This is a genomic window from Paramesorhizobium deserti, from assembly GCF_001558695.1.
GTDB lineage: Bacteria > Pseudomonadota > Alphaproteobacteria > Rhizobiales > Rhizobiaceae > Paramesorhizobium > Paramesorhizobium deserti.
On the sequence record NZ_LNTU01000001.1, the window covers coordinates 400368 to 422993 of the forward strand.

A 22626-nucleotide genomic window follows, 5' to 3' on the forward strand; every position below is an offset into this window, starting at 1 on the left:
GGGACCGATCTCCCCAGAAGAGGCTATCGATTTGGCAAATCCCGTACTCACCTATCTCGATCCCGCGGCGGTGCTTCTCGACCTCGAGGCGAAAAGCAACGGCGATGTCATCCGCGCGCTCGGCGAGCGGCTAAGGCAGCTCGGCTGCGTCAGGGAAAGCTATGTCGGCGCGGTGCTTGCCCGCGAGGCAACGCTTCCGACGGGCCTGCCGCTCGGCGGCGACAATAATATCGCCGTCCCGCATACGGACCCCGAGCATGTTATCCGGCCTGCTCTGGCGCTCGGGGTGTTGAAGGCGCCGGTCACCTTCTCCAACATGGAGAACCCCGATGAGAAGCTGCCCGTGCGCGTGGTGATCCTGATGGCGCTCAACGACAAGGACCGGCAGATCGAGATGCTGCAGAAGATCGCCGAAACGACCCAGAGTCCCGAGGCGCTCGCCGCATTGCGCCGCGCGAAGACATTCGAGGATGTCTGCGCTGCATTTGCTTAGCCGCATGATCTTGTCCGAAAAGTCTGCAACTTTTCGGGATCATGCTTTGCAACCGAAAGGAACAGATATGGCCAGAGAAAAAATCATACTCGTCGCCTGCGGCACCGGCATCGCCACCTCTACGGTCGTCGCCACGGCTATCGAGGAGGAGATGAAGAACCGCGGCATCCCGGTTTCAATCCGCCAGTGCAAGGCGACCGAAGTGCCCGGGATGGTCGATGACGTCGACCTCGTGGTTTCCACGACGCCCGTGCCGCAGGGTTTGAGCAAACCCGTCATCACAACGCTGGCCTTCCTGACCGGCATGGGCAAGGCCGATGTGCTGGACAGAATAGAGGGCTATTTGAGGGATTAGTCCCTGTCATTTTCAGGTCAGTTCACGTCCGGACTGAAACGTTGGCGCTTCTATTTAGTGACCTGGAGGCGATGCCGAAAAGTGCGAAGCCGTTTTTCGGTGGACTGTTCCGGAATGGATCCTCGGGTCAAGCCCGAGGATGACGATTGCAGGGATGTTTTGCGCCAATTGCCAACGTTGGAGACAGGCAGAAACCTTTCCAATTCGTCATCCTCGGGCTTGACCCGAGGATCCATGCCTGAACAGCGCCACACCACCCAGCGGTCGGACATTAAGGCCATTGTTATTAGAGCGGCCGCGAGACCATCAAAATAAGAACCGCAGCCATAAAAACAGGCTCCCGGTTGTCCGGGAGCCTGCTCCGCAATGTCCTTTCCAATAATGGGGGGCGGTTATTGGAAGAGGACGATCGCTTTCTGGAAAGTGACCCAGACGCCCCAGAGAATGGGGAGACCGACCGCGGCCCAGGCGAGCACGGCCTTGGCGTCCAGCCCGCCGGTTCCGATGCCGAAGGAGCCGGTCGGCCCGGCGGAGGCCGCCGCGGACTTGGCCTGAAGGGCGGCGACCTCGGCATCCGACATGAACCATTTCTCGGCAAGCGGCCTGATGAACAGGTTGGCGAGGAAGCCGAGCGCCAGCATGCCGGCCAGGATATACATGGTGAAGTTATAGACCAGCTCGCGCGGCACGCCGGCATTGATCTGGAACTCGCGGATGTAGTTGACCACGACAGGGCCGACGATGCCCGCCGTCGCCCAGGCCGTCAGCAGCCGGCCATGGATGGCGCCAACGAACTGCGTGCCGAAAATATCCGCGAGATAGGCCGGAACGGTGGAGAAGCCGCCGCCATACATCGACAGGATGATGCCGAAGGCAAGGACGAACAGCGCCTTGTTGCCCATGCCGGCAAGGGTCGGCGCCAGCGCATAGAGCACGATGCCGAGCAGGAAGAACGTATAATAGGTCTTCTTGCGGCCGATCTTGTCGGAGAGCGAGGCCCAGAAGAAGCGCCCGCCGATATTGAACAGCGACAACAGGCCGGTGAAGCCCGCCGCGATGGCCGCGATGGCAGTCTTCTGCGAGGCGTCGAGCTGGGTGAAGCTCAGCTCGGGCAGGCCGATCAACTTGCCGCCGAATATCTCCTGCAGCATGGGCGAAGCCATGCCGATGACGCCGATGCCGGCCGAGACGTTGAGGCAGAGCACGGCCCAGATCAGCCAGAACTGGGTGGTCTTGTGCGCGTCGCGCAAATGCACATGCCTTGTTGTGATCATCGCCTTCTGGCTGGTGGGCGGCGTCCAGCCCTCGGGCCGCCAGCCGGCGGGCGGAATGCGGTAGCCGAAGGCGCCGCACATCATGAAGACGAAATAGATCGCCGCCATGACGATGAAGGTCTCCCACACGCCGACGGAAGTTGGTGTCCTGAAATGGTTCATCAGCATGTCGGCGAGCGGTGCGCCGATCATCGCGCCGCCGCCGAAGCCCATGATGGCCATGCCGGTGGCCATGCCGCGGCGGTCGGGGAACCATTTGATGAGGGTAGAGACCGGCGAGATATAGCCGAGGCCGAGCCCGATGCCGCCGATGACGCCGGCGCCGAGCCACATCAGCCAGAGCTGGTGCACCATGACGCCCACCGCCGCGACGAGAATGCCGCCGCACCAACAGAGCGCCGCCACGAAGCCCGCCTTACGCGGGCCGGCGCGTTCGAGCCAGCCGCCCCAGAGCGCCGCCGAACAGCCGAGCAGCACGAAGAAGAGCGTATAGATCCAGCCGAGATCGGCGACGCGCCAGTCGCAGGTGGTGGTGAAGAGAGCCGAAAGCAGGTTCAGATCGGCGCAGGTGACGGGCTGGGTGACGCCGAGCGAGCGCGTCAGCGGCAGCCAGAACACGCTGAACCCATAGGCCATGCCGATGCAAAGATGAATGGCAAGGGCAGCCGGCGGAACCAGCCAGCGGTTGAAGCCGGGCTGCGCGATGATACGCTCGCGGTCGAGTATTCCGGCGCCCGCGAGGACGCCTGCTGTGGTATCTGAAGACATGACAACAATCCTCTCCTTCCGTCCTGGTGCCCAGGCGGATTACCTCATTGTCTCAATTTCAAAACATGACCCCGAACCGAAAGTCAGCGTCAGCAAAAAGTCGCCGACTTTTCGGGTAAGAACATGTAGCTAAAACAAGGGAAAATGCCGACCTGAAGCGGTCAGACGTTCATGCGTGGCTTCAAACTATCGATCAATCGCTCCTCCCCTATCGCGTTCAATCCATCTCTGGGCGCATCATGCTCTGGAGTCTGTCAGAACCGACTAGAGGCGCCCCTCTCTCCATCGTCATTCTCTGGCTTGTCCCGAGAATCTACCGTGGCATGATCTGTTGGGACGGTAGTTATTTTCCTTCTTATGGTAGATTCTCGGGACAAGCCCGAGAATGACGACTGATAGGTTTTAGTTCACCGGCGTAGGCCGGCGGATCTGCCTGGCCGCCTCGATGACGAGTTCGTTCAGCCCCTTGCCACCCTCCTCATCCAGGATCGCAAAGAGCTGGGCGCGCATGCGCGGCTCCCAGAAATGGTTGATGTGATCGGCGATGCCGGCCACCTGCTCGTCGCGCGGCTGCGAGGCAAAGAAGGTGGCGATCTGGTTGGCCATGTAGATCAGCTTGTTATGAGTACCACTGTGGGGGGGACCACTATGCGACATGGGCGTCTGCTCCGGTCTTGATACGATCGGCATGGGTAAAGATATCGAACTCATCGCCGCGCACCAGCGCGACCAGCGTGATGCCGGCCGCCTCCGCCGTGCGGATGGCAAGGGCGGTGGGCGCCGAGACGGCGATCAGCACCGGCGCGCCTATTATCGCCGTCTTCTGCACCATCTCGATCGACACGCGGCTGGTGAGGACCACCGCGCCGCTTCTCCCGTCGACCCCCGCCCGCGCGAGCGCACCGGCCAGCTTGTCGAGCGCGTTGTGGCGGCCGACATCCTCGCGGGCGGCGGCGACGCCCTTGCCCGGAACATAGAAGCCCGCCGCGTGGACCGCGCCGGTCTCGGCATGGAGCGGCTGCCGGGCGGAAAGGAGCCGGACGGACTGCGCGATATCGCCCGCCGTCAGATGCAGGCCGGCCGGGCCGACCGAGGCAACGGGCTTCAGCGCCTGCTCGATCGATTCCACACCGCAAAGGCCGCAGCCGACCGGGCCTGCCATATAGCGGCGGCGCGCGGTGAGCGCATCGCGCTCGGTTTCGGCAAGCGTGATCTGGATATCGACGCCCTGGTCATGATCCTCGACGGCGATGGCCTCGATGTCGGAAGCTTTTGCGATGATGCCCTCCGAAAGGCTGAAACCGACGGCGAAGTCCTCGATATCGGCTGGCGTCGCCATCATCACCGCCTGGGTCGTGCCGCCATAGCTGAAGGCGACGGGCGTCTCCTCCGGCACCAGCCGGTCCGCCGACGACAGCCCGCCCTTGCGCTGGGCAATGCGGGAGACTGGATGGCGGGTGGGACGCACCACAGCCCCTACTCCGCTGCTTCCAGCTTGGCCGAGATCCGGCGGCTCTGCTTGGCCTGATCCTCATATTCGACCTGCCACTCGGTCGGGCCGTTGGAGGGCGCGATCTGCACCGCCGTCACTTTGTATTCGGGGCAGTTGGTCGCCCAGTCCGAGAAATCGGTGGTAACCACATTCGCCTGCGTCGCCGGATGGTGGAAGGTGGTGTAGACGACGCCAGGCGAAACACGGTCGGTGACCTTGGCCCGCAGCGTCGTCTCGCCGGAGCGGCTGGCGAGCTTGACCCAATCGCCGTCGCGGATGCCGCGGTTCTCGGCATCGTGCGGGTGGATCTCCAGCAAATCCTCCTCGTGCCAGACGACATTGGCGGTGCGCCTGGTCTGCGCGCCGACATTATATTGCGAGAGGATGCGCCCGGTGGTGAGCAGCAGCGGGAAGCGCGGCCCGGTCTTCTCGTCGGTCGCCACATATTCCGTGCGGATGAACTTGCCCTTGCCGCGCACGAAGCCGCCAATATGCATGACCGGCGTGCCGAGCGGAGCCTTCTCGTTGCAGGGCCACTGCACCGAGCCCTCGCGCTCGAGAAGCGCATAAGTGACGCCGGCGAAGCTCGGCGTGGTTGCGGCGATCTCGTCCATGATCTCGGAGGGATGCGTATAGTTCCAGCCAAGGCCCATGGCGTTCGCCAGGTTCTGCGTCACCTCCCAGTCGGCATAGCCATTCTTCGGCGACATCACCTTGCGCACGCGGTTGATGCGGCGCTCGGCATTGGTGAAGGTGCCGTCCTTTTCCAGGAAAGTCGATCCCGGGAGGAAGACATGGGCGTAATTGGCGGTCTCGTTCAAGAAGAGGTCGTGAACGACGACGCATTCCATCGCCGCCAGCCCCGCCGCCACATGCCTGGTATCGGGATCGGACTGAAGGATATCCTCGCCCTGGATATAGATGCCCCTGAACGTGCCGTCGACGGCGGCGTCCAGCATGTTGGGAATGCGCAGGCCCGGTTCGTCCTGAAGCGTGACGCCCCAAAGCTTCTCGAAAATATCGCGCGTCGCGTCGTCCGAGATGTGGCGGTAGCCCGGCAGCTCATGCGGGAATGAGCCCATGTCACATGAGCCCTGCACATTGTTCTGGCCGCGCAGCGGGTTCACGCCGACGCCCGGACGGCCGATATTGCCGGTGGCCATGGCGAGGTTGGCGATCGCCATCACGGTGGTCGATCCCTGGCTATGCTCGGTGACGCCGAGGCCGTAATAGATCGCGCCATTGCCTGATGTGGCGAACAGCCGCGCCGCGCCACGGATCAGATCGGCTGATACGCCGGAGAGCTTCTCGACCGTTTCCGGGCTGTGCTCCGGCAGGGAGACGAAGGAAGCCCAGTCCTGGAACTCGTCCCAATCGCAGCGCTCGCGGATGAAGGCCTCGTCGAACAGGCCTTCCGTGACGATCACATGCGCCAGCGAGGTGACGACCGCGACATTGGTGCCGGGTTTCAGCGGCAGGTGATAGGCTGCCTCCACATGCGGGGTGCGCACCAGATCAATGCGGCGCGGATCGATGACGATCAGCTTGGCGCCCTGACGGAGCCGCTTCTTCAGCCTGGAGCCAAACACCGGATGGCCGTCGGTCGGGTTGGCGCCGATGACGATGACGACATCGGTATGCTCGACGCTATCGAAATCCTGCGTGCCCGCGGAGGTGCCGAAGGTGGTCTTCAGGCCATAGCCGGTCGGCGAATGGCAGACGCGGGCGCAGGTATCGACATTGTTGTTGCCAAAACCCTGGCGCACCAGCTTCTGCACGAGGAAAGTCTCCTCATTGGTGCAGCGCGACGAGGTGATGCCGCCGATGGAATTGCGGCCATATTGATACTGGATGCGACGGAACTCGCTAGCGACATGTTTGTAAGCCTCTTCCCACGTCACCTCGCGCCAGGGGTCGGTGATCTTCTCGCGGATCATCGGGTTGAGGATACGGTCCTTGTGGGTGGCATAGCCATAAGCGAAGCGGCCCTTGACGCAGGAATGGCCGCGATTGGCCTTGCCGTCCTTGAAAGGAACCATGCGGACGAGTTCCTCGCCCCGCATCTCCGCCTTGAACGAGCAGCCGACGCCGCAATAGGCGCAGGTCGTCACCTTGGAATGCTCGGGCTGGCCGATCTCGATGACCGATTTCTCGGTCAGCGTCGCAGTCGGGCAGGCCTGCACGCAAGCGCCGCAGGAAACGCATTCGGAGGCGATGAAAGCCTCGTGCATTCCCGGCGAGACGCGCGAATTGAAGCCCCTGCCCTCGATGGTCAGCGCGAAGGTGCCCTGCACTTCCTCGCAGGCGCGCACGCAGCGCGAGCAGACGATGCATTTCGAGGGATCATAGGTGAAATAAGGGTTGGATTCATCCTTGGGCAACCACCGCGCATTCAAGGCGCCATCGGTTTTCGCCGCTGGGAAAACATGGTTTTCGCCCTCATAGCCGTAGCGCACATCGCGCAGGCCCACGGCACCCGCCATATCCTGCAATTCGCAATCTCCATTGGCGGCGCAGGTGAGGCAGTCGAGCGGATGGTCGGAGATATAGAGCTCCATCACGCCGCGGCGGATATCCTTGAGCCGGTTCGTCTGCGTGCGCACGACGAGACCTTCCATGGCGGGCGTGGTGCAGGAGGACGGCGTGCCGTTGCGGCCTTCGATCTCGACGAGGCAGAGACGGCAGGAGCCGAAGGCGTCGACCATATCCGTGGCGCAGAGCTTGGGGACCTGGATCCCAGCCTCCATCGCCGCGCGCATGATGGAGGTGCCTTCGGGAACCGTGACTTCCATGCCGTCCACGGTGAGCGTCACCATCCTTTCGGAGCGGGAGGCAGGAGTGCCGTAGTCGATTTCGTTCACCAAACTCATGACACCGCTCCTATGAAGTAAGATTTGATTAGAGCACCGACGTTTCCGCAATCTGTCATATCCATCACTCCGCCGCCTCCCTCACCGGCGCGGGCCGGAAATCCTCGGGGAAATGGTTGAGCGCGCTCATCACGGGATAGGGCGTGAAGCCACCGAGCGCGCAGAGCGAGCCGAACTTCATGGTGTTGCAGAGGTCGGCCAGCACCGTGATCTGCTTCTCCGGCTCGATGCCAGCGGCGATGCGATCCGCCAGTTCGACACCGCGCGTCGAGCCGATGCGGCAGGGCGTGCACTTGCCGCAGCTCTCCACCGCGCAGAATTCCATGGCGAAGCGCGCCTGCTTCAGCATATCCACCGTATCGTCGAAGACGACGATACCGGCATGGCCGATCAGCCCGTCCTTTGCGGCAAAGGCTTCATAATCGAACGGCGTATCGAAAAGCGCGGGCGGGAAATAAGCGCCGAGCGGCCCACCGACCTGCACCGCCCTGACCGGGCGGCCCGTCGCCGTGCCGCCACCGATCTCCTCGACCAGCTCGCCAAGCGTGACGCCGAAGGCGGTTTCGAACAGGCCGCCATGCCGGACATTGCCGGCGATCTGGATGGGAATGGTGCCGCGCGAGCGGCCCATGCCGAAATCGCGGTAGAAGGCGCCGCCCCTGTCCATGATGATCGGGACCGAGGCGAGCGAGATGACGTTGTTGATCACCGTGGGCTTGCCGAACAGGCCCTTGTGCGCCGGCAGTGGCGGCTTGGCGCGGACGATACCGCGCCGGCCTTCCAGGCTTTCGAGCAGCGCGGTCTCCTCGCCGCAGACATAGGCGCCGGCGCCAACCCGCACCTCCAGGTCGAAGGCATGGGCAGAGCTCATGACGTTTGTACCGAGAACGCCGGCTTTTTCAGCGATGGCGATCGCCTCGTTCATGATGGCGATGGCGTGCGGATATTCCGAGCGGGTATAGATGTAGCCCTTGGTCGCACCGGTGGCGATGCCGGCGATAACCATGCCCTCGATCAGCACGAAGGGATCGCCCTCCATGATCATGCGGTCGGCGAAGGTACCGCTATCGCCCTCATCGGCATTGCAGACGATGTATTTCTGCGGGGATGCCGTATCGAGCACGGTCTTCCATTTGATGCCGGTCGGGAAACCAGCACCGCCACGGCCGCGCAGGCCGGACTCGGTCACCTCAGCCACGATCTGGGCCGGCTCAAGCTTCAGCGCGTTTTCCAGGCCTTTCAGGCCGCCATGGGCGCGGTAATCCTCCAGCGATAGAGGATCAGTGATACCGCAGCGGGCGAAGGTGAGCCGCGTCTGGCGGGCGAGGAACGGGATTTCCTCGGTAAGACCGAGAGACAAGCGATGCGCGCCGCCCTGCAGCAAGCCAGCATCGAGCAGCGAGGCCACGTCCGAAGGCTTCACCGGGCCATAGGCGACACGGCCCTCACCCGTTTCCACCTCGACCATCGGCTCCAGCCAGTAGAGGCCGCGCGAGCCATTGCGCACGATCTTCACATCGAGACCGCGCGCGGCGATTTCCTTCTCAAGTGCTTTCGCAACTTTTTCCGCGCCGAGCGCCAGCGCACCGGAATCGCGGGGGATATAGATGGTCGCCGTCATAGCCGGACCTCCGTCGCGATTTCCTGCAATTGCTCGTCATCCAGCCTGCCGATCACCTCGCCGTCGAGCATGGCGGCGGGGGCGCAGGCGCAGAGGCCAAGGCAATAGACCGGCTCCAGCGTCACCGCGCCATCGGCGCTGGTCTCATGCCAGTTGACGCCGAGAAGCTCGGACGCGCGCTCGGCAAGCCGATCGCCGCCCATCGACTGGCAGGCCTCGGCCCGGCAGATCTTCAGCACATGGCGGCCGGCGGGATGATCGCGATAATCATGATAAAAGGTGAAGACGCCATGCACCTCGGCGCGCGAGATGTTCAGCGCATTGGCGACGAGCGGCAGCGTCTCGGGCGGGACATAGCCGAACTCCTCCTGCAGACCATGGAGGATCGGCAGCAGCGGCCCTTCGGCGCTTTTCAATTGATCGATAATCTCTATCGCCCTTGCGGCGATATCGGTACTTGCGGTCTGCATTTCCACGCAGCGCCCTCCCTGTTCTCCCCCTCATTGTTTAGAATGAGACCAAAAAGCTTGACTACAATCAATAGCGCAAACTCGTCGCTCGATAGAAGATTTCTATTGAACTTCGCGGAAGCCCGCGGCCAGCATCCTCGCCTCGTGCAGAAGGGCGGAAACCAGCGGCGTATAGGGCGTGCGCTCGGCGGCGACGAGCCCGACCAGATGCCGCGCATCAGGCTCGACGATGGGGATGGCGCGAATCGGCTCGGCAAATCCGAGCGTCTCCGCCAGGTTGAGCGGCATGATGCTTGCCCATTTTCCGGTGCGGATATGGGAGAAAAGCACGATCATGGAGTTCGATTCGAGCGTCGGCTGGGCTTCCATGCCCGCCTCGCGCAGATGCAGGTTGATGATGCGGCGGTTCTGCATATCGGGGGTCAAGAGGCAGAGCGGCAGGCGGCCGACCTCCGCCCAGGTGACTGTCTTACGATCCGAGAGAATATTGCCGGTCGAGGTGATCAGATGATAGCGCTCGTAATAGAGCGGCACGGTGGTCACTTTTCCGAGAGGCTCGTTCTCGATATAGGTGAAGCCGGCGTCGATCTCGAAATTCGAAAGCAGCGAGAGCACTTCCAGCGAGTTGCGCGAGAGGATCGAGAAGGTGACATCCGGGTGTTTCTCGCGGAAGGGCGTGGTGAGCCGCGAGACCATGGCGAGCGCCGTCGGGATGGCGGCGATGGTGATGTGGCCGGAAAGGCCGAGCCGCGCGGCGCGGATCTCCTCGCGCATGGTGCGGGCATCGCCGACGATGCGCCTTGCCCATTCCAGGACGCGCTGGCCCTCCGGCGTCAGCCCCTTATAGCGCGAGCCGCGCTGCACGAGCATGACGCCCAGCGTATCCTCCAGCTGGCGGATCGCCGCCGAAAGCGTCGGCTGCGTGACGCCGCATTCCTCCGCCGCGCGGCCGAAATGCTCTTCCCGGGCGAGAGCGATGAAGAATTCCAGCTTGTCGATCATATGGCGTCACTCCCCCCGATTACCCTGAAACTAGCATATTCGTTGCGGCTGCAAACCGGCATCCCCATATCCCACCCATATCGGATGAAACACCATGGTTTGATCTGGCGCGGGCAGACGTTTCATGTATTGTGCCGCCGGACAAACCGCCTGCTTCTCAAGGAAGAAATCAATGGACATTCGCCAGATCGACGACAATTATTCGGTCACCGGCCAGATCTCGCCGGATGACATCCGCGACATCGCGGCCGCAGGCTACCAGACGCTGATCTGCAACCGCCCGGACAATGAGGCGCCGGACCAGCCGGCCTTCGCCGAGATTGCCAGCGTGGCGGAGAAAGCCGGCATCCCGGTGCATTACGTGCCTGTTGTCTCGGGCATGCTGACGCAGGACGATGTCGACGCGATGGCGGCCGCCCTTGAAAATGCGGAAGGGCCTATCCTTGCCTATTGCCGCTCGGGCGCGCGCTCGACCAATATCTACGGCATCGTGCAGCAGCAGAAGCGGGGCTGATTTTTGACGCAAGTCCGCAGGAAAAGCCGTACCTGCTTTTCCCGGGAAAACCGGTTCCCACTTTTCTTGGATTTGCTTTAGACCTTCCGCGATGACGCGCCGGGCCGGCCGCCACTGCCGTTATGAAGATGCTGGAAGAACATGGCTCCGGCGCGCAGAAGCGTCGCGGCCATGCCGGCGAGAAGCAGAAGCCAGCCCAAATTGAGCAGGATGACCCAGACATCCGGCCTGCTGCCGGCGAAGGCGATGGTGACGACGCCGACCCAGATCAACGCCGCGGCGCTGCGCCAATAGACGGGGTGCAGGCGGTCGTTGAGCGCTCGCCAGAAAGAAAAGCCCAGGCAAAAGAAGAACAGCGCGCCGGCCAGCGCGACATTCACCAGTTCGACCGGCAGCCAGGGACCGTTATTCACCGCAGCATCCATCACATCCACTCCGGGCAGGCAGCTTTCCTGCATCTACCCTAGAGTGGCTATGGGTGCTTTGTGTTGAGATCGTGTTCGCCCGACGCCGCAACCGGAACTATACAATCACTTTATTTTACCCGTCTTTATCGGCGTTGCTTGGCATTTTATTGGATTTGTTTGAAGTGGAAACGCTGGCGGGACGTTTCCACCTTAAAAACCGTCCACCTCAGAAAAACGCCTGTATCCCCGTCTGCGCGCGGCCGAGGATCAGCGCGTGGACGTCGTGCGTGCCCTCATAGGTGTTGACGGTCTCCAGGTTCTGCGCGTGGCGCATGACGTGATATTCGATCTGGATGCCATTGCCGCCATGCATGTCGCGGGCGGCGCGGGCGATATCGAGCGCCTTGCCGCAATTGTTGCGCTTGACGATGGAGATCATCTCCGGCGCCATCCTGTCCTCGTCCATCAGCCGGCCGACGCGCAAGCTCGCCTGCAGGCCGAGGGCGATCTCCGTCTGCATGTCGGCGAGTTTCTTCTGGAAGAGCTGCGTGGCGGCGAGCGGCTTGCCGAACTGCTTGCGGTCGAGCCCATATTGCAAAGCGCGGTGCCAGCAATCCTCCGCCGCGCCCATCACGCCCCAGGAGATGCCGTAGCGGGCGCGGTTCAAACAGCCGAACGGCCCCTTCAGCCCCGAAACATTGGGCAGCAAATTCTCCTCCGGCACGATGACGCCGTCCATCACCACCTCGCCGGTGATCGAGGCGCGGAGCGACAGCTTGCCGCCGATCTTCGGCGCGGAAAGGCCCTTCATGCCCTTCTCAAGAATAAAGCCGCGGATCGCGCCGTCATGGGCGGCCGATTTCGCCCAGACGACGAAGACATCGGCGATGGGCGAATTGGAGATCCACATCTTGGAGCCGGTGAGGCGATAGCCATCCGCCACCTTCTCGGCGCGCGTCTGCATAGCCCCCGGATCGGAGCCGGCATCGGGCTCGGTCAGGCCGAAACAGCCGATCCACTCGCCGGAGGCGAGCTTCGGCAGGTATTTCTTCCGTTGCTCCTCAGACCCATAGGCATAGATCGGGTACATGACCAGCGAGGACTGCACGCTCATCATCGAGCGATAGCCGCTGTCGACGCGCTCGACCTCCCGCGCCACCAGCCCATAGGCGACATAGGAAGCGCCCGCCGTGCCATATTCCTCCGGCAGGGTCACGCCCAGCAGCCCCGCCTCGCCCATCAGGCGGAAAAGCGCGGGGTCCGTCTTCTCCTCGAGATAGGCCTCCTGGACGCGGGGAGCGAGCTCGCTTTCCGCAAAGGCGCGGGCGCTATCGCGGATCATCCGCTCGTCCTCGGTCAGTTGCTCCTCCAAAAGGAAAGGGTCGCTCCAGACGAAGGCGGCTTTGGCATGCGGCATGATGGTTTGCTCCCTGAATTCCAATGCCGTGCATCATAAGCGGGAATTGCGGCGGGGCAATTCGCTTGGCATGGGCAGCCATGATGATTTGTGATGGGAGGATGAGGGCGGGGAATGAGGGGGAGGACGGAATATGAGGCAGGATGCCCTTTAATCGAGTATAAAAGTCGGCTTTCCCAACAATCGAAATACAATAATCCGAGCACCATGATGCATACGATCTGATTCACTCAGACATGCATGTCCAAGCCAAACTGATTACGAAGCCAATTTTTGACTTCCTTCGGATACTCTAACCGAGCAATCACGCTATCAAGCCTTAACCTTGCATCTTCCTGAAAGGTGTTCATTGGTAAGCCACGTAAGTTATACTCTTCAATTGTGTGTGTGAACGCCGCCCAGCTCTTCATTTTGAGTTCTTGGGGAACTGTAAGTGGAGGATTGCGCCCCAGAAAAAGCTGTTGGCGAACAATCAACCCATCAAGATGATCACGCAATTGTTCAGCTGTCCAATCGGCCATGTAACGATTGCGGCGATAATAGCGTCGCCATGCTTCATGTCGCGGCATACAATCGGGAATATGATCTACTGATTCAAAATCGCCTACGTTGATTTCTGGAGCGTGCTCGCGGGGCACATCGTTCCACGCGGCCCAGCGATTTAGCAAAAGTTCTATTAATCTAGCTTTCCATGGATGATTAAACATTGGAGGACAATGCAGAGATAGTAGTGGTACGACTTGCTGATTTTCTATCAAGGCTGCATGGCGCTCCGAGATGTAGACCACACAGTCAATGTCCCGGTTTCGGACTTGCCCACCTTCTGTTTGTCGCCGAATTTCTTTCCATACCGCATACTGGACCAACTTGGGGCTGTACTCGGGGAAATCCTCGTTGATTATCATAAGGAGCCGAACGATATTTCGTCCTCCGGTGCGCATCGTGTGTTGTTTGAGCTGGTTGTTGGCCTTCGCTATAGAACGCCGAATAGCGCGGATTGCCCGTTCCGTGAGTGCTTTACTAAGCCGTTCGCGATCAGCCTCGGGCAGATTCTTTAGGAGCGCATCGCTTCCAACTCTTCCGTAGAAGATTGGCCAATCCTCTTTCTGCCTTTCCGGACCAATCACGTTTTCTATTCGTTCATCAGCACTCTCCTCAAGAGATTTGATTTCAACGGCCAAAAGGCCGCGGAGGCAGACATAATCGGGTCTCTCTTCACTGTCGCCATCATTGTCGAGCGAAACTGCGCCCATTTCTTCCTCAAGGAAGCGTTCAAATCTCGGCGTAACCCGCCTGATATGTCCCTGTCTTTCCAGTGGCATCAATTCTCCATCTCATCCGAAGCCAATCACAAAACTCTGGCTTAAACAGTGCACACAATCGCACTAAGCTGCATTTCTCTAACTTCATGAATTCTGCGCCGTAATTGGCGGATCCTTGAAGTCTGTTGCTCCTATCTCCGTAGCTCTTTCTACAAGAGCTTCGTATTTCTCAGTTGTAATACCTCCATGATTGGTTTCACGGAGCTGTCTGATAATTTTGTGCGGGTTTAGGATTACGGCATGAGCGAATCTTCCTGCCGAACCGCTCTTGGTGCGGATAAATCCAAGCTCCTCAAGAAGCTCAATACGGTCCTGCCACATGCGAACCGCGCGCTGACCAGAATATCCGGAATGGGTAGCAAGTGTCCCGGCAGCCCCTAGGGAAACATACATTTCGCTGTAGGCGCGACACCAGAGTTCGAAAAAAGTGTTGCCAGCTGGAGTCCCCTTTGTAAGGTCATCAATGATCTTGATAATGATCGGCATAGTCCGAGGAACTGGGGTATAGCCGTCATCATTGTGGCTGTTCCATAAGAGGCTTTCATCAAGCTCCGGCCAAAGGCTATCGCGGAGCTCTTCTGTCTTTTTTCCTGCACGAGACCTTCGTCTGATGGCAACCACGGCTGATCCTTTCGTTAGATGAAGATGGGGCGGCCGAGGTGTGGACCCTCGGCCTGTGGCTGTCGCCAAAACAGTGCGGGCTTGTATCCGCAGTATGGACTGGCGATCAGCAACACTCAGCCAAATATAGGAAAAATATCGTTAAAAATCAATGGTTTAAATAAATAATGCGGCATGCATTACTACTTAAAAGTCGCATATATAAATTCTCACGAGCTGGACTATATACTACAACTCGATCCACTCAATGGGATTATGGGCGATCAAATAATTCAGAAGAACAAGTAGATAGCAGGTTTTTCCCGTGATCGCTGTATCGGGTGATCTGGCTAATCAGGTGATCGGGTGATCGGGTGATCGGGTCGGAGGCAAAGCCCCTAGGCACGGTGGTGAAAGAACGCCGTCTCTCCAAAAAACTTATCCCCCATCTCCACCCCACCCTTATCCTTCCCCTCAGTTCTTCCCGCGGGAACGCGGCTCGCGACGGCGGGTCTCGCGGGGAAGGACCGGCGCTTCCGGTTGACCGCTGACGCAGTGGTGAACTGGGAGGCTTCGTCCAGGTTTCCCCTCGCGGGAAGGGCCGAGACGGGACGTGGGAGAGTGAAGCTCCCGCGACGATCCCTAGCTCTTCCCCAAGCGGAACGGACGGACATCGCCGACGGGCGGTCTTGCGGCCGCAATTGAATTTATAATGAGCGTTGGCAAGACCGCCCGTCTTCCCATTCCCGGTTCGGGGTGTTCTTCTCAATGACCAGACGCGGCAAGCGGGCGTGGTAACGGTTTCCCGCTGCCTTCCTCCTGCTGCCGGCGAAGAGCTTGAAGTCACTTCGCTTTGAGTGGAAACGCCGGCGGGACAGCGCGCCCCTCCCCGCCGATGCCCTCAAATCCGCCCGATATAATCCATCTTGCCGATCGGCACGCCCTTGTGGCGCAGGAGCGCGTAGGCGGTGGTGACGTGGAAGAAGAAATTCGGGATGGCGAAGCCGAGCACATAATCGCGGGCGGTGAAGGTTTTCGCCCCCTGGCCGGTCCGCAATTCCACCTCGGCCGCCTCGCGCCCGTCCATCGCATCGGCCGGGACGGCCTTGAGGAAGGCCACGGTTTTCGCGATGCGCGCCTGCAGGTCGTCGAAGCTCGCCTCATCGTCCTCCATCGCGACATTCTCGACCCCGCCGACGCGCACGGGCACGAATTTCGCCGTGTCGCTGGCGCGCTGGATCTGGGCGGTAAGCGGCGCCATGTCGGGGAACAGCCTGGCTTCGAGCAGTTCGGCGTGCGGCATGGCCTTCTCATCGGCGAAGGCGCGGCCTTTTTCCAGAATTTCGGTGAGGTTGGCGAAGGCCCTCAGGAACACGGGCACGCTGACATCATAAAGCGACAGGGACATGGGATCTCTTTCGATCGAGGAACCGGGACTGACGGCGCAGACCATAGGCCGGGCGGGGGCTGCGTCAAATGAATTTGCGATCACATCGCCGATACCCGCCAAAACCGCGCATATTGACCGAAAAGCTTGCGCGAGCCGGCCATTCGGTGTCATTGCGGTGCCAATCTCAAAATCTTCAGGAGTAACACCCGTGACAGATGTCAAAGGACTGACCCAGCTCGGCGCCGAGACCAGGATACCCGCCTCGCCCGAGGAAGCCGTGCTCGAGACCGTGCCCTATACGCGCGGGGAAGGGCCGGCGGCGATCGTGCGCTTCACCTGCCCGGAATTCACCTCGCTCTGCCCGATGACCGGCCAGCCGGATTTCGCCCATATCGTCGTGGACTATGCGCCCGACGCGCGGCTGGTTGAATCAAAATCGCTGAAGCTGTTCCTCTTCTCCTTCCGCAACCATGGCGCCTTCCATGAGGATTGCACGCTTCAGATCGGGCGGCGGATCGTGGAGGCGACGAAGCCGCTCTGGCTGCGCATCGGCGGCTATTGGTATCCGCGCGGCGGCATCCCGATCGACGTCTTCTGGCAGACCGGCACGCCGCCCGAGGGCGCGTGGGTGCCGGAGACCGGGGTGGCGCCTTATCGCGGGCGGGGGTAACAGAATTTGAAATGACGGCGGGACAGAGGGGCGCGCTGTCCCGCCGACAGACTGCCTTTGAAGCTTCCCTTTCCGCCCTCCCCCGAATCCGCCTATAACACCCGCATGACAATCCGGCTCTTAAGCGAAACCATCATCAACCAGATCGCGGCGGGCGAGGTGATCGAGCGGCCGGCAAGCGTGGTGAAGGAGCTTGTCGAGAACGCCATCGATGCCGGTGCCACACGGATCGAGGTGGTAACGGCGGGCGGCGGCAAGACGCTGATCCGCGTCACCGACAATGGGTCGGGCATTCCGGCGGATGAGCTGGCGCTTGCCGTCTCGCGCCACTGCACCTCGAAGCTCACCGACAACGTGCACGATATCCGCGCGCTTGGCTTTCGCGGCGAGGCGCTGCCCTCCATCGGCTCGGTGGCGCGGCTGTCGCTGAAATCGCGGGTGGCGGGTGCGGATGCCGGCTTCGAGGTAGTGGTTTCCGGCGGGCGGCTGGAAGGCCCGCGGCCGGCGGCGCTCAACCAGGGCACCATTGCCGAGGTGCGCGACCTCTTCTTCGCCACACCGGCGCGGCTCAAATTCATGAAGACGGACCGGGCCGAGGCGATGGCCGTCGGCGATGTCGTCAAGCGGGTGGCGATCGCCTTCCCGCATATCCGCTTTTCGCTCGCCGGCAGCGACCGCACGCCCATGGAACTGCCGGCGACGGGTGCGGGCGAGGACGGCATGCTGGAGCGCATCGCGCAGGTACTCGGCAAGGAATTTTCCGAGAACGCGATCGCCATCGATGCTGAGCGCGACGGCGTGCGGCTCGCCGGTTTCGCCGGCATCCCCTCCTTCAACCGGGGCAATGCGCTGCACCAGTTCGCCTATGTCAACGGGCGGCCGGTGCGCGACAAGCAGATCTGGGGCGCGATCCGCGGCGCTTATGCCGATGTGATCGCCCGCGACCGTCATGCCGTCGCCGTCCTGTTCCTGACGCTCGATCCGGAACTGGTCGATGTCAACGTGCATCCGGCGAAGGCGGATGTGCGGTTTCGCGATCCGGGGCTGGTGCGCGGGCTGATCGTCGGCGCGGTCAAGCAGGCGCTGACGCAATCCGGCATCCGCGCGGCGACGAGCGGGGCGGAGGCGATGATGCAGGCCTTCCGGGCAGAGGGGTTCGGCACGCGCCCGTCCCCTTCCCCGCAGGCGGCGGCTTACCGGGCACCTGCCTATCAAACGCGCGATTGGACAGCGCCCCGGCCGCGCACCGAATGGTCGGCGGAAACCGCGCCCTATCGGCCGCTCGACATGGATATGGGCTTCGGGGAAAGCGAGCAGGCCGCCTTCGAAAGCATGGCGACGCCGAGCGCCGATGCGCGCGCCACGATCGAGGATGCGCCGGCGGAGTTGACCGCCGCTCCGCTTGGTGCGGCACGGGCGCAGGTCCATGCCAATTACATCGTGGCGCAGACCGCCGACAGCCTCGTCATCGTCGATCAGCATGCGGCGCATGAGCGGCTGGTCTATGAGGCGTTGAAAAACGCGCTGCATTCACGCCCCCTCCCCGCGCAGATGCTCCTCATCCCCGAAATCGTCGATCTGCCGGAGGAGGACGCGGAGCGGCTCACGGTGCATGCCGAGACGCTTTCCCGTTTCGGCCTCGGCGTCGAGCGCTTCGGCCGCGGCGCGGTGGCGGTGCGCGAGACGCCGGCCATGCTGGGCGAGACGGATGTGCAGCAATTGATCCGCGACCTCGCCGATGAGATCGCCGAGCATGACACCTCCGACGGGCTCAAAGCCATGCTCGACCATGTGGCGGCGACCATGGCCTGCCATGGCTCGGTGCGCTCCGGGCGGCGGCTGAAGCCCGAAGAAATGAACGCGCTTTTGCGGCAGATGGAGGCGACGCCCGGCTCCGGCACATGCAATCACGGCCGGCCGACCTATATCGAGTTGAAGCTTGCCGATATCGAACGCCTGTTCGGGCGCAGATAATCAAAAGAGCCGGCCTTGACCCTTCGTGGGATTTGTGGCGCTGTAACGAGAAGAAAAAAGACAGGAAGAACCATGAACAGATTTGAAGGTCCACGTTCCGCAGAGGCGCGGCTGCGCTATCTCGATGGCGACTTTCAGGTTTTGAGCCCCGGCGCCTATGTGGTCTGCGCCGTGACGGGCGAACACATCCCGCTCGACGAACTGAAATATTGGAGCGTCGCGCGTCAGGAGCCTTATGCCAACGGCAATGTTTCCTATCAGCGCGAGCTCGAATGCAATCCGGAGCTGCGGAGCAGGAGCAAGGGGTAACGATCCCTGTTCTGCACAGCTGAAGCAATGGAGAGGGCGAGGCCTGGATCCCAGTGACAAGCACTGGGATGACGGTGGTTTATCTGTTTGCGGCCAATGCTTCAGCGTTTCCGCCTGCAAGCCGACCCTTCGAAAGAGTGAAACATTCCCACTCCGTCATCGCAGTGCTTGTCACTGGGACCCATGCTTCAACGGTGCAGCCATCACGACGTAGCAGAACCAGCTTTGAATTTCCGCGTATAGGTAAAAGCCGATCACCCCTTCAACCGCCGCTGGCGGTAACGCTCCTGTGCGGCCTCGATGATGCGGTTTGCCGTATCCGGCTCGTCGAAAACCAGCTCCACATCGAGAACAGCGAGCTTTTCCAGGAATTGCGGCGGCGTGCCGAGACCGGTCGCCAGGCGGACATGGTCCTTGGCGGTGGTCGCGAGGCCGAGATCGGCGGCAGCGGCTGTCTGCATCAGCTCGTCGATCTCCTCCCGGCCATAGGGGTGGTGATCGGGGAAGGTGCGGGTCAAGGCTGGAACGCCGCCCATTTCGGTGAGGCTCGCGAAAAACTTCTCGGGATTGCCGATGCCGGCGAAGGCGAGAAAGCGGCGGCCGGAAATGGCGCTCGCGGAACCAGGGGTCAGCCGCGCCTCATAAATCGACCTTGCGGCGCGTGCCGCCTGCCGGATCACCTGGTCGGCGGCGCTGCCGGTCCCGACCTTCAGGAGCGCGTCGGCCTTGCGCAGCTGGTCGATCAGCGGCGCGCGCAGCGGGCCCGCCGGGATGACCCGGCCATTGCCTATGCCGCGGGTGGAATCCACGACGATCAGCGCGTAATCGACATGGAGCCGCGCGCTCTGGAAGCCGTCATCCATGATCAGGAAATCACGGCCTTCGGCGATCAGCAGACGGGCGGCGGCGACACGATCGGGCGAGACCGCCACCGGCGCGTGGGCCGCGAGGAGCAGCGGCTCGTCACCGGTATGCTTGGCGCTGTCATGGGCGAGATCGACGAGATGGACGCCGGAGAACCCGCCGCCATAGCCGCGCGAGACGATGCCGGGCTTCAGCCCCCGCGCTTTCGCGGCTTTGGCGAAGGCGATCGCCGTCGGCGTCTTGCCCGCGCCGCCCACCGTGAAATTGCCGATGCAGAGGACCGGCGCCGGCACGCCGGGCGGAACGGCGCGCAACAGCCTGCGCCGGGCAACGGCGCCATAAAGGGCGGAGAAAGGCGAGAGCGCAAGGGCCCGCCAGTCCGGCTTTTCCCACCAGAACGGAGGCGCCTCGCTCACCATCAGCGCGACCCTTGCGTTCCCGTCAGTTGCGCCTGGACCATCAGCGGCTGGATGAAAGGCTCGAGCGCCGTCAATGTGCGCTCCAGCGAGCCGCGCATATCCTCGACCGTGCGGGCGGCGGCGGCGATCATCTCCTGGCGCTGCGGCTCGTTGTTGAAGAGGAAGTTGACCGCGCCCGCCAGCATGTCGCGGTCGCGGACGAGCTTGGCGCCGCCATTCTTGATGAGCCGCTGATAGGAATCACGGAAATTCTGGACGTTGCGGCCGGAGAGGATGGCTGCGCCGAGCATGGCCGGCTCCAGCGGGTTCTGTCCGCCCTCTCCGGTCAGCGAGCGGCCGACAAAGGCGATCTCGGCCAGCCTCAAATAGAGCCCCATCTCGCCGATCGTATCGCCGAGAAAGACGTTCGTCTCCGGCGTGATCGCATCGTCGCGGCTCCTCACCGCCACCGTGAGGCCCCGCGCTGTCATCATCGCCTCGAGCGCTGCGGCGCGGTCTGGATGGCGCGGTACGATGATCGTCAGGAGATCCTTGTGCCGGGTTTTCAGCATGTCGTGAACCTCGACGGCGATCTCCTCCTCACCCTCATGGGTGGAGATGGCCGCCCATGTCCTGCGCCGGCCGATCTGGGCCCGAAGCGCTGCGACCATCTGTTCGTCGGCGGGCGGGACGACGGCATCGACCTTCAGATTGCCCGAGACGACCACCGGGCGGGCGCCCAGCGTGCGGAACCGCTCGCCATCGACCTCCGATTGCGCCACCACCAGCGCGAGGTTCTCAAGCAGCGCCTCGGCCAGGGACGCGCGCTTCTTCCATGCGGCGAAGGAGCGATCGGAAAGCCGTCCATTGACCAGCACCTGCGGCACGCGGCGGGCGCCTAGCTCCAGGATGGTCATCGGCCAGATCTCGGATTCGCAGATCACCGCGAGGTCGGGGCACCAATGGGTGAGGAACCGGTTGACCGCGGGCTTCAGGTCGAGCGGCACATATTGATGGATCACCCGGTCCTGCAAACGCTCCGCCACGAGCCTGGCCGACGTCACCGTGCCTGTGGTCAGCACCACATGGATGCCCATCGCGACGATGCGCTCGATCAGCGGGATCACGGCGGAGGTTTCACCGACGCTTGCCGCGTGCACCCAGACCAGCGGACCGTCAGGCCGGGGAACGCTCGCCTTGCCATAGCGCTCGCGGCGACGGGCATGCTCCTCCTTGCCCCGCGAGGCGCGAAACGCGACATAGGCACCGACGGCGGGATAGGCGGCCGCACCGGCCCAGCGGTATGCGGTGAGAATCGTGCGGGCCCATTTTTCGCTCATGCGGCTTGCTCCAGGCGGGCATAAGCATCAGCCGTAACCGCGTTGAGTTTCTCGGTCAATTCCAAACGTTTGGCCTCCAGCATGGCATCATCGGCATCCGCCGGCACGATGACCGGTTCGCACGAAACCACGACGGAGCGGCCGAAGGGCAGCGGTATGGCTGTCTTGTCCCAGCTCTTTTCCAGCACCTTGCGGCGGGAGAAGGCATAGCCGATCGGCAAGATGGGGCGGCCGGAAAGCTTGCCCAGAAGGATGACACCCTGGCCGGCCTCGCGCGCCTTGCCATGGGCGATATCGGCGATGATGGCGGTCGACTTGCCCTGCTTCAAGGCATTCTTCAGCGCCAGAAGAGCACGCGCCCCGCCCTTCTCCAGGCGGCTGCGCGAGCCGCGCCCGCCGGAGCCGCGCACGGTCTGCATGCCCAGCCGCTCGGCGACCCGGGCGTTGAGCTCGGCATCGGCGCTGCGCGAAAACATGGCAACCAACTCCATGTCCGCAGGCCGCAGGAACGGCGCCATCAGATGCTGGCCATGCCAGCAGGTAACGATCAAGGGGTCATAATCACGCTGAAGCTCACGAGGATCCTTGGAGCCTTCCAGCCGCGGATTGGTGGCGTGGACGAATTTCAGATAGGCGGAGATCAGCCACACCAGCGCCGTCTTCACCACCGCCGAGCGGGCCAGCGGCCCGCGTATGCTGCGCCAGATATTTTTGACCGCGCTGCCTTTTCTCGGTCCGGGAGGCGCGGTTTCCACGTTTTCTGCCATGCTTCCTCTGAACGAGCCGACGCCCGAGGGGGGCGTCAGCCTACCTTCCCTGATGCGGCCGCGCTGGCAGTAGTGGCCGGATCGAGCAGCCTGTGCAGATGCACGATGAAGTAACGCATATGCGCGTTATCGACTGTCTGCTGGGCCTTTGCCTTCCACGCGGCTTTTGCCGATTCGTAGTCCGGATAGATGCCGACGATATCGAGTTCGTCCAGATCGCGGAACTCCGTGCCGGTCAAACTCTTCAATTCTCCGCCGAAAACGAGATGAAGCAGCTGCTTCTTGCCTTCACCGTCTGCGCTCATGATC

The 22626-nt window shown here is 62.2% G+C and carries 22 protein-coding genes; 6 read left to right on the top strand and 16 right to left on the bottom strand.

Features of this window, described 5'->3' with window-relative positions:
* The first annotated feature begins 31 nt into the window (after nt 1-31).
* Entirely contained in the window at nt 32-493 is a 462-nt protein-coding gene (locus ATN84_RS01920; protein ID WP_068880820.1) for a PTS sugar transporter subunit IIA, read from the top strand.
* 67 nt (nt 494-560) lie between these two features.
* Nucleotides 561-848, top strand: a complete 288-nt coding sequence (locus ATN84_RS01925) for a PTS sugar transporter subunit IIB (RefSeq protein WP_068879844.1) — start codon at nt 561-563, stop codon at nt 846-848.
* A 392-nt stretch (nt 849-1240) separates the two neighbouring features.
* Here the strand turns inward: ATN84_RS01925 and ATN84_RS01930 are convergent, their stop codons facing one another.
* The 7 genes from ATN84_RS01930 to ATN84_RS01960 all read right to left on the bottom strand — a co-directional run bounded on the left by ATN84_RS01930 (nt 1241) and on the right by ATN84_RS01960 (nt 10345).
* Nucleotides 1241-2890, bottom strand: coding sequence for an OFA family MFS transporter (locus ATN84_RS01930; RefSeq protein ID WP_068879845.1), 1650 nt, complete (start codon nt 2888-2890; stop codon nt 1241-1243).
* 402 nt (nt 2891-3292) lie between these two features.
* On the bottom strand, nt 3293-3547 hold the full coding sequence (locus tag ATN84_RS01935; RefSeq protein ID WP_068879846.1) for a formate dehydrogenase subunit delta: 255 nt from the start codon (nt 3545-3547) through the stop codon (nt 3293-3295).
* The gene (gene fdhD / locus ATN84_RS01940) at nt 3537-4361 is read right to left on the bottom strand and encodes a formate dehydrogenase accessory sulfurtransferase FdhD (RefSeq protein WP_068879847.1); all 825 of its coding nucleotides are present in this window, start codon (nt 4359-4361) and stop codon (nt 3537-3539) included. The genes ATN84_RS01935 and fdhD overlap by 11 nt, the downstream gene beginning before the upstream one ends.
* A 5-nt stretch (nt 4362-4366) precedes the next feature.
* Entirely contained in the window at nt 4367-7252 is a 2886-nt protein-coding gene (gene fdhF / locus ATN84_RS01945; RefSeq protein ID WP_068879848.1) for a formate dehydrogenase subunit alpha, read from the bottom strand.
* 64 nt (nt 7253-7316) lie between these two features.
* Nucleotides 7317-8873, bottom strand: coding sequence for a formate dehydrogenase beta subunit (locus ATN84_RS01950; protein WP_068879849.1), 1557 nt, complete (start codon nt 8871-8873; stop codon nt 7317-7319).
* On the bottom strand, nt 8870-9349 hold the full coding sequence (locus ATN84_RS01955) for a formate dehydrogenase subunit gamma (protein WP_244490964.1): 480 nt from the start codon (nt 9347-9349) through the stop codon (nt 8870-8872). The genes ATN84_RS01950 and ATN84_RS01955 overlap by 4 nt, the downstream gene beginning before the upstream one ends.
* Nucleotides 9350-9445: 96 nt before the next feature.
* A complete protein-coding gene (locus ATN84_RS01960) occupies nt 9446-10345 on the bottom strand; it encodes a LysR family transcriptional regulator (protein ID WP_068879851.1) in 900 nt (299 codons plus the stop codon).
* A gap of 172 nt (nt 10346-10517) precedes the next feature.
* Here ATN84_RS01960 and ATN84_RS01965 point away from each other — a divergent pair, with 172 nt between their 5' ends.
* Nucleotides 10518-10859: a protein tyrosine phosphatase family protein gene (locus ATN84_RS01965; protein WP_068879852.1), complete on the top strand. Its 342-nt coding sequence runs from the start codon at nt 10518-10520 to the stop codon at nt 10857-10859.
* Between the two features lie 77 nt (nt 10860-10936).
* Here the strand turns inward: ATN84_RS01965 and ATN84_RS01970 are convergent, their stop codons facing one another.
* The 5 genes from ATN84_RS01970 to ATN84_RS01990 form a co-directional block, all read right to left on the bottom strand.
* Entirely contained in the window at nt 10937-11284 is a 348-nt protein-coding gene (locus tag ATN84_RS01970; RefSeq protein WP_068879853.1) for a hypothetical protein, read from the bottom strand.
* A gap of 208 nt (nt 11285-11492) precedes the next feature.
* Entirely contained in the window at nt 11493-12683 is a 1191-nt protein-coding gene (locus ATN84_RS01975; RefSeq protein WP_068879854.1) for an acyl-CoA dehydrogenase, read from the bottom strand.
* A gap of 230 nt (nt 12684-12913) precedes the next feature.
* Nucleotides 12914-14005: a hypothetical protein gene (locus ATN84_RS01980; protein WP_068879855.1), complete on the bottom strand. Its 1092-nt coding sequence runs from the start codon at nt 14003-14005 to the stop codon at nt 12914-12916.
* A gap of 84 nt (nt 14006-14089) precedes the next feature.
* Nucleotides 14090-14626, bottom strand: a complete 537-nt coding sequence (locus tag ATN84_RS01985; RefSeq protein WP_153020066.1) for a hypothetical protein — start codon at nt 14624-14626, stop codon at nt 14090-14092.
* Nucleotides 14627-15506: 880 nt separating this feature from the next.
* A complete protein-coding gene (locus ATN84_RS01990; RefSeq protein ID WP_068880821.1) occupies nt 15507-16013 on the bottom strand; it encodes a DUF1993 domain-containing protein in 507 nt (168 codons plus the stop codon).
* A 190-nt stretch (nt 16014-16203) separates the two neighbouring features.
* Here ATN84_RS01990 and queF point away from each other — a divergent pair, with 190 nt between their 5' ends.
* The 3 genes from queF (at nt 16204) to ATN84_RS02005 (ending at nt 18948) form a co-directional block, all read left to right on the top strand.
* Nucleotides 16204-16665, top strand: coding sequence for a preQ(1) synthase (gene queF, locus ATN84_RS01995; protein ID WP_068879857.1), 462 nt, complete (start codon nt 16204-16206; stop codon nt 16663-16665).
* A 105-nt stretch (nt 16666-16770) separates the two neighbouring features.
* Nucleotides 16771-18639 carry a DNA mismatch repair endonuclease MutL gene (gene mutL, locus ATN84_RS02000; protein WP_068880822.1) on the top strand — a complete coding sequence of 623 codons (1869 nt, stop codon included), beginning with the start codon at nt 16771-16773 and terminating at the stop codon, nt 18637-18639.
* A gap of 72 nt (nt 18640-18711) precedes the next feature.
* Complete coding sequence (locus ATN84_RS02005) at nt 18712-18948, top strand: DUF2093 domain-containing protein (protein WP_068879858.1); 237 nt, start codon at nt 18712-18714, stop codon at nt 18946-18948.
* Between the two features lie 254 nt (nt 18949-19202).
* Here the strand turns inward: ATN84_RS02005 and lpxK are convergent, their stop codons facing one another.
* Genes lpxK through ATN84_RS02025 form a run of 4 tightly spaced genes read right to left on the bottom strand, consistent with a single transcriptional unit; the run spans nt 19203 to nt 22622 of the window.
* Nucleotides 19203-20231, bottom strand: coding sequence for a tetraacyldisaccharide 4'-kinase (gene lpxK, locus ATN84_RS02010; RefSeq protein WP_068879859.1), 1029 nt, complete (start codon nt 20229-20231; stop codon nt 19203-19205).
* A complete protein-coding gene (waaA, locus tag ATN84_RS02015) occupies nt 20231-21550 on the bottom strand; it encodes a lipid IV(A) 3-deoxy-D-manno-octulosonic acid transferase (protein WP_068879860.1) in 1320 nt (439 codons plus the stop codon). Before waaA ends, lpxK begins: the two co-directional genes overlap by 1 nt.
* Entirely contained in the window at nt 21547-22317 is a 771-nt protein-coding gene (locus ATN84_RS02020; RefSeq protein ID WP_068879861.1) for a lysophospholipid acyltransferase family protein, read from the bottom strand. The genes waaA and ATN84_RS02020 overlap by 4 nt, the downstream gene beginning before the upstream one ends.
* Nucleotides 22318-22352: 35 nt before the next feature.
* The gene (locus ATN84_RS02025; protein WP_068879862.1) at nt 22353-22622 is read right to left on the bottom strand and encodes a DUF4170 domain-containing protein; all 270 of its coding nucleotides are present in this window, start codon (nt 22620-22622) and stop codon (nt 22353-22355) included.
* Nucleotides 22623-22626 lie beyond the last annotated feature (4 nt).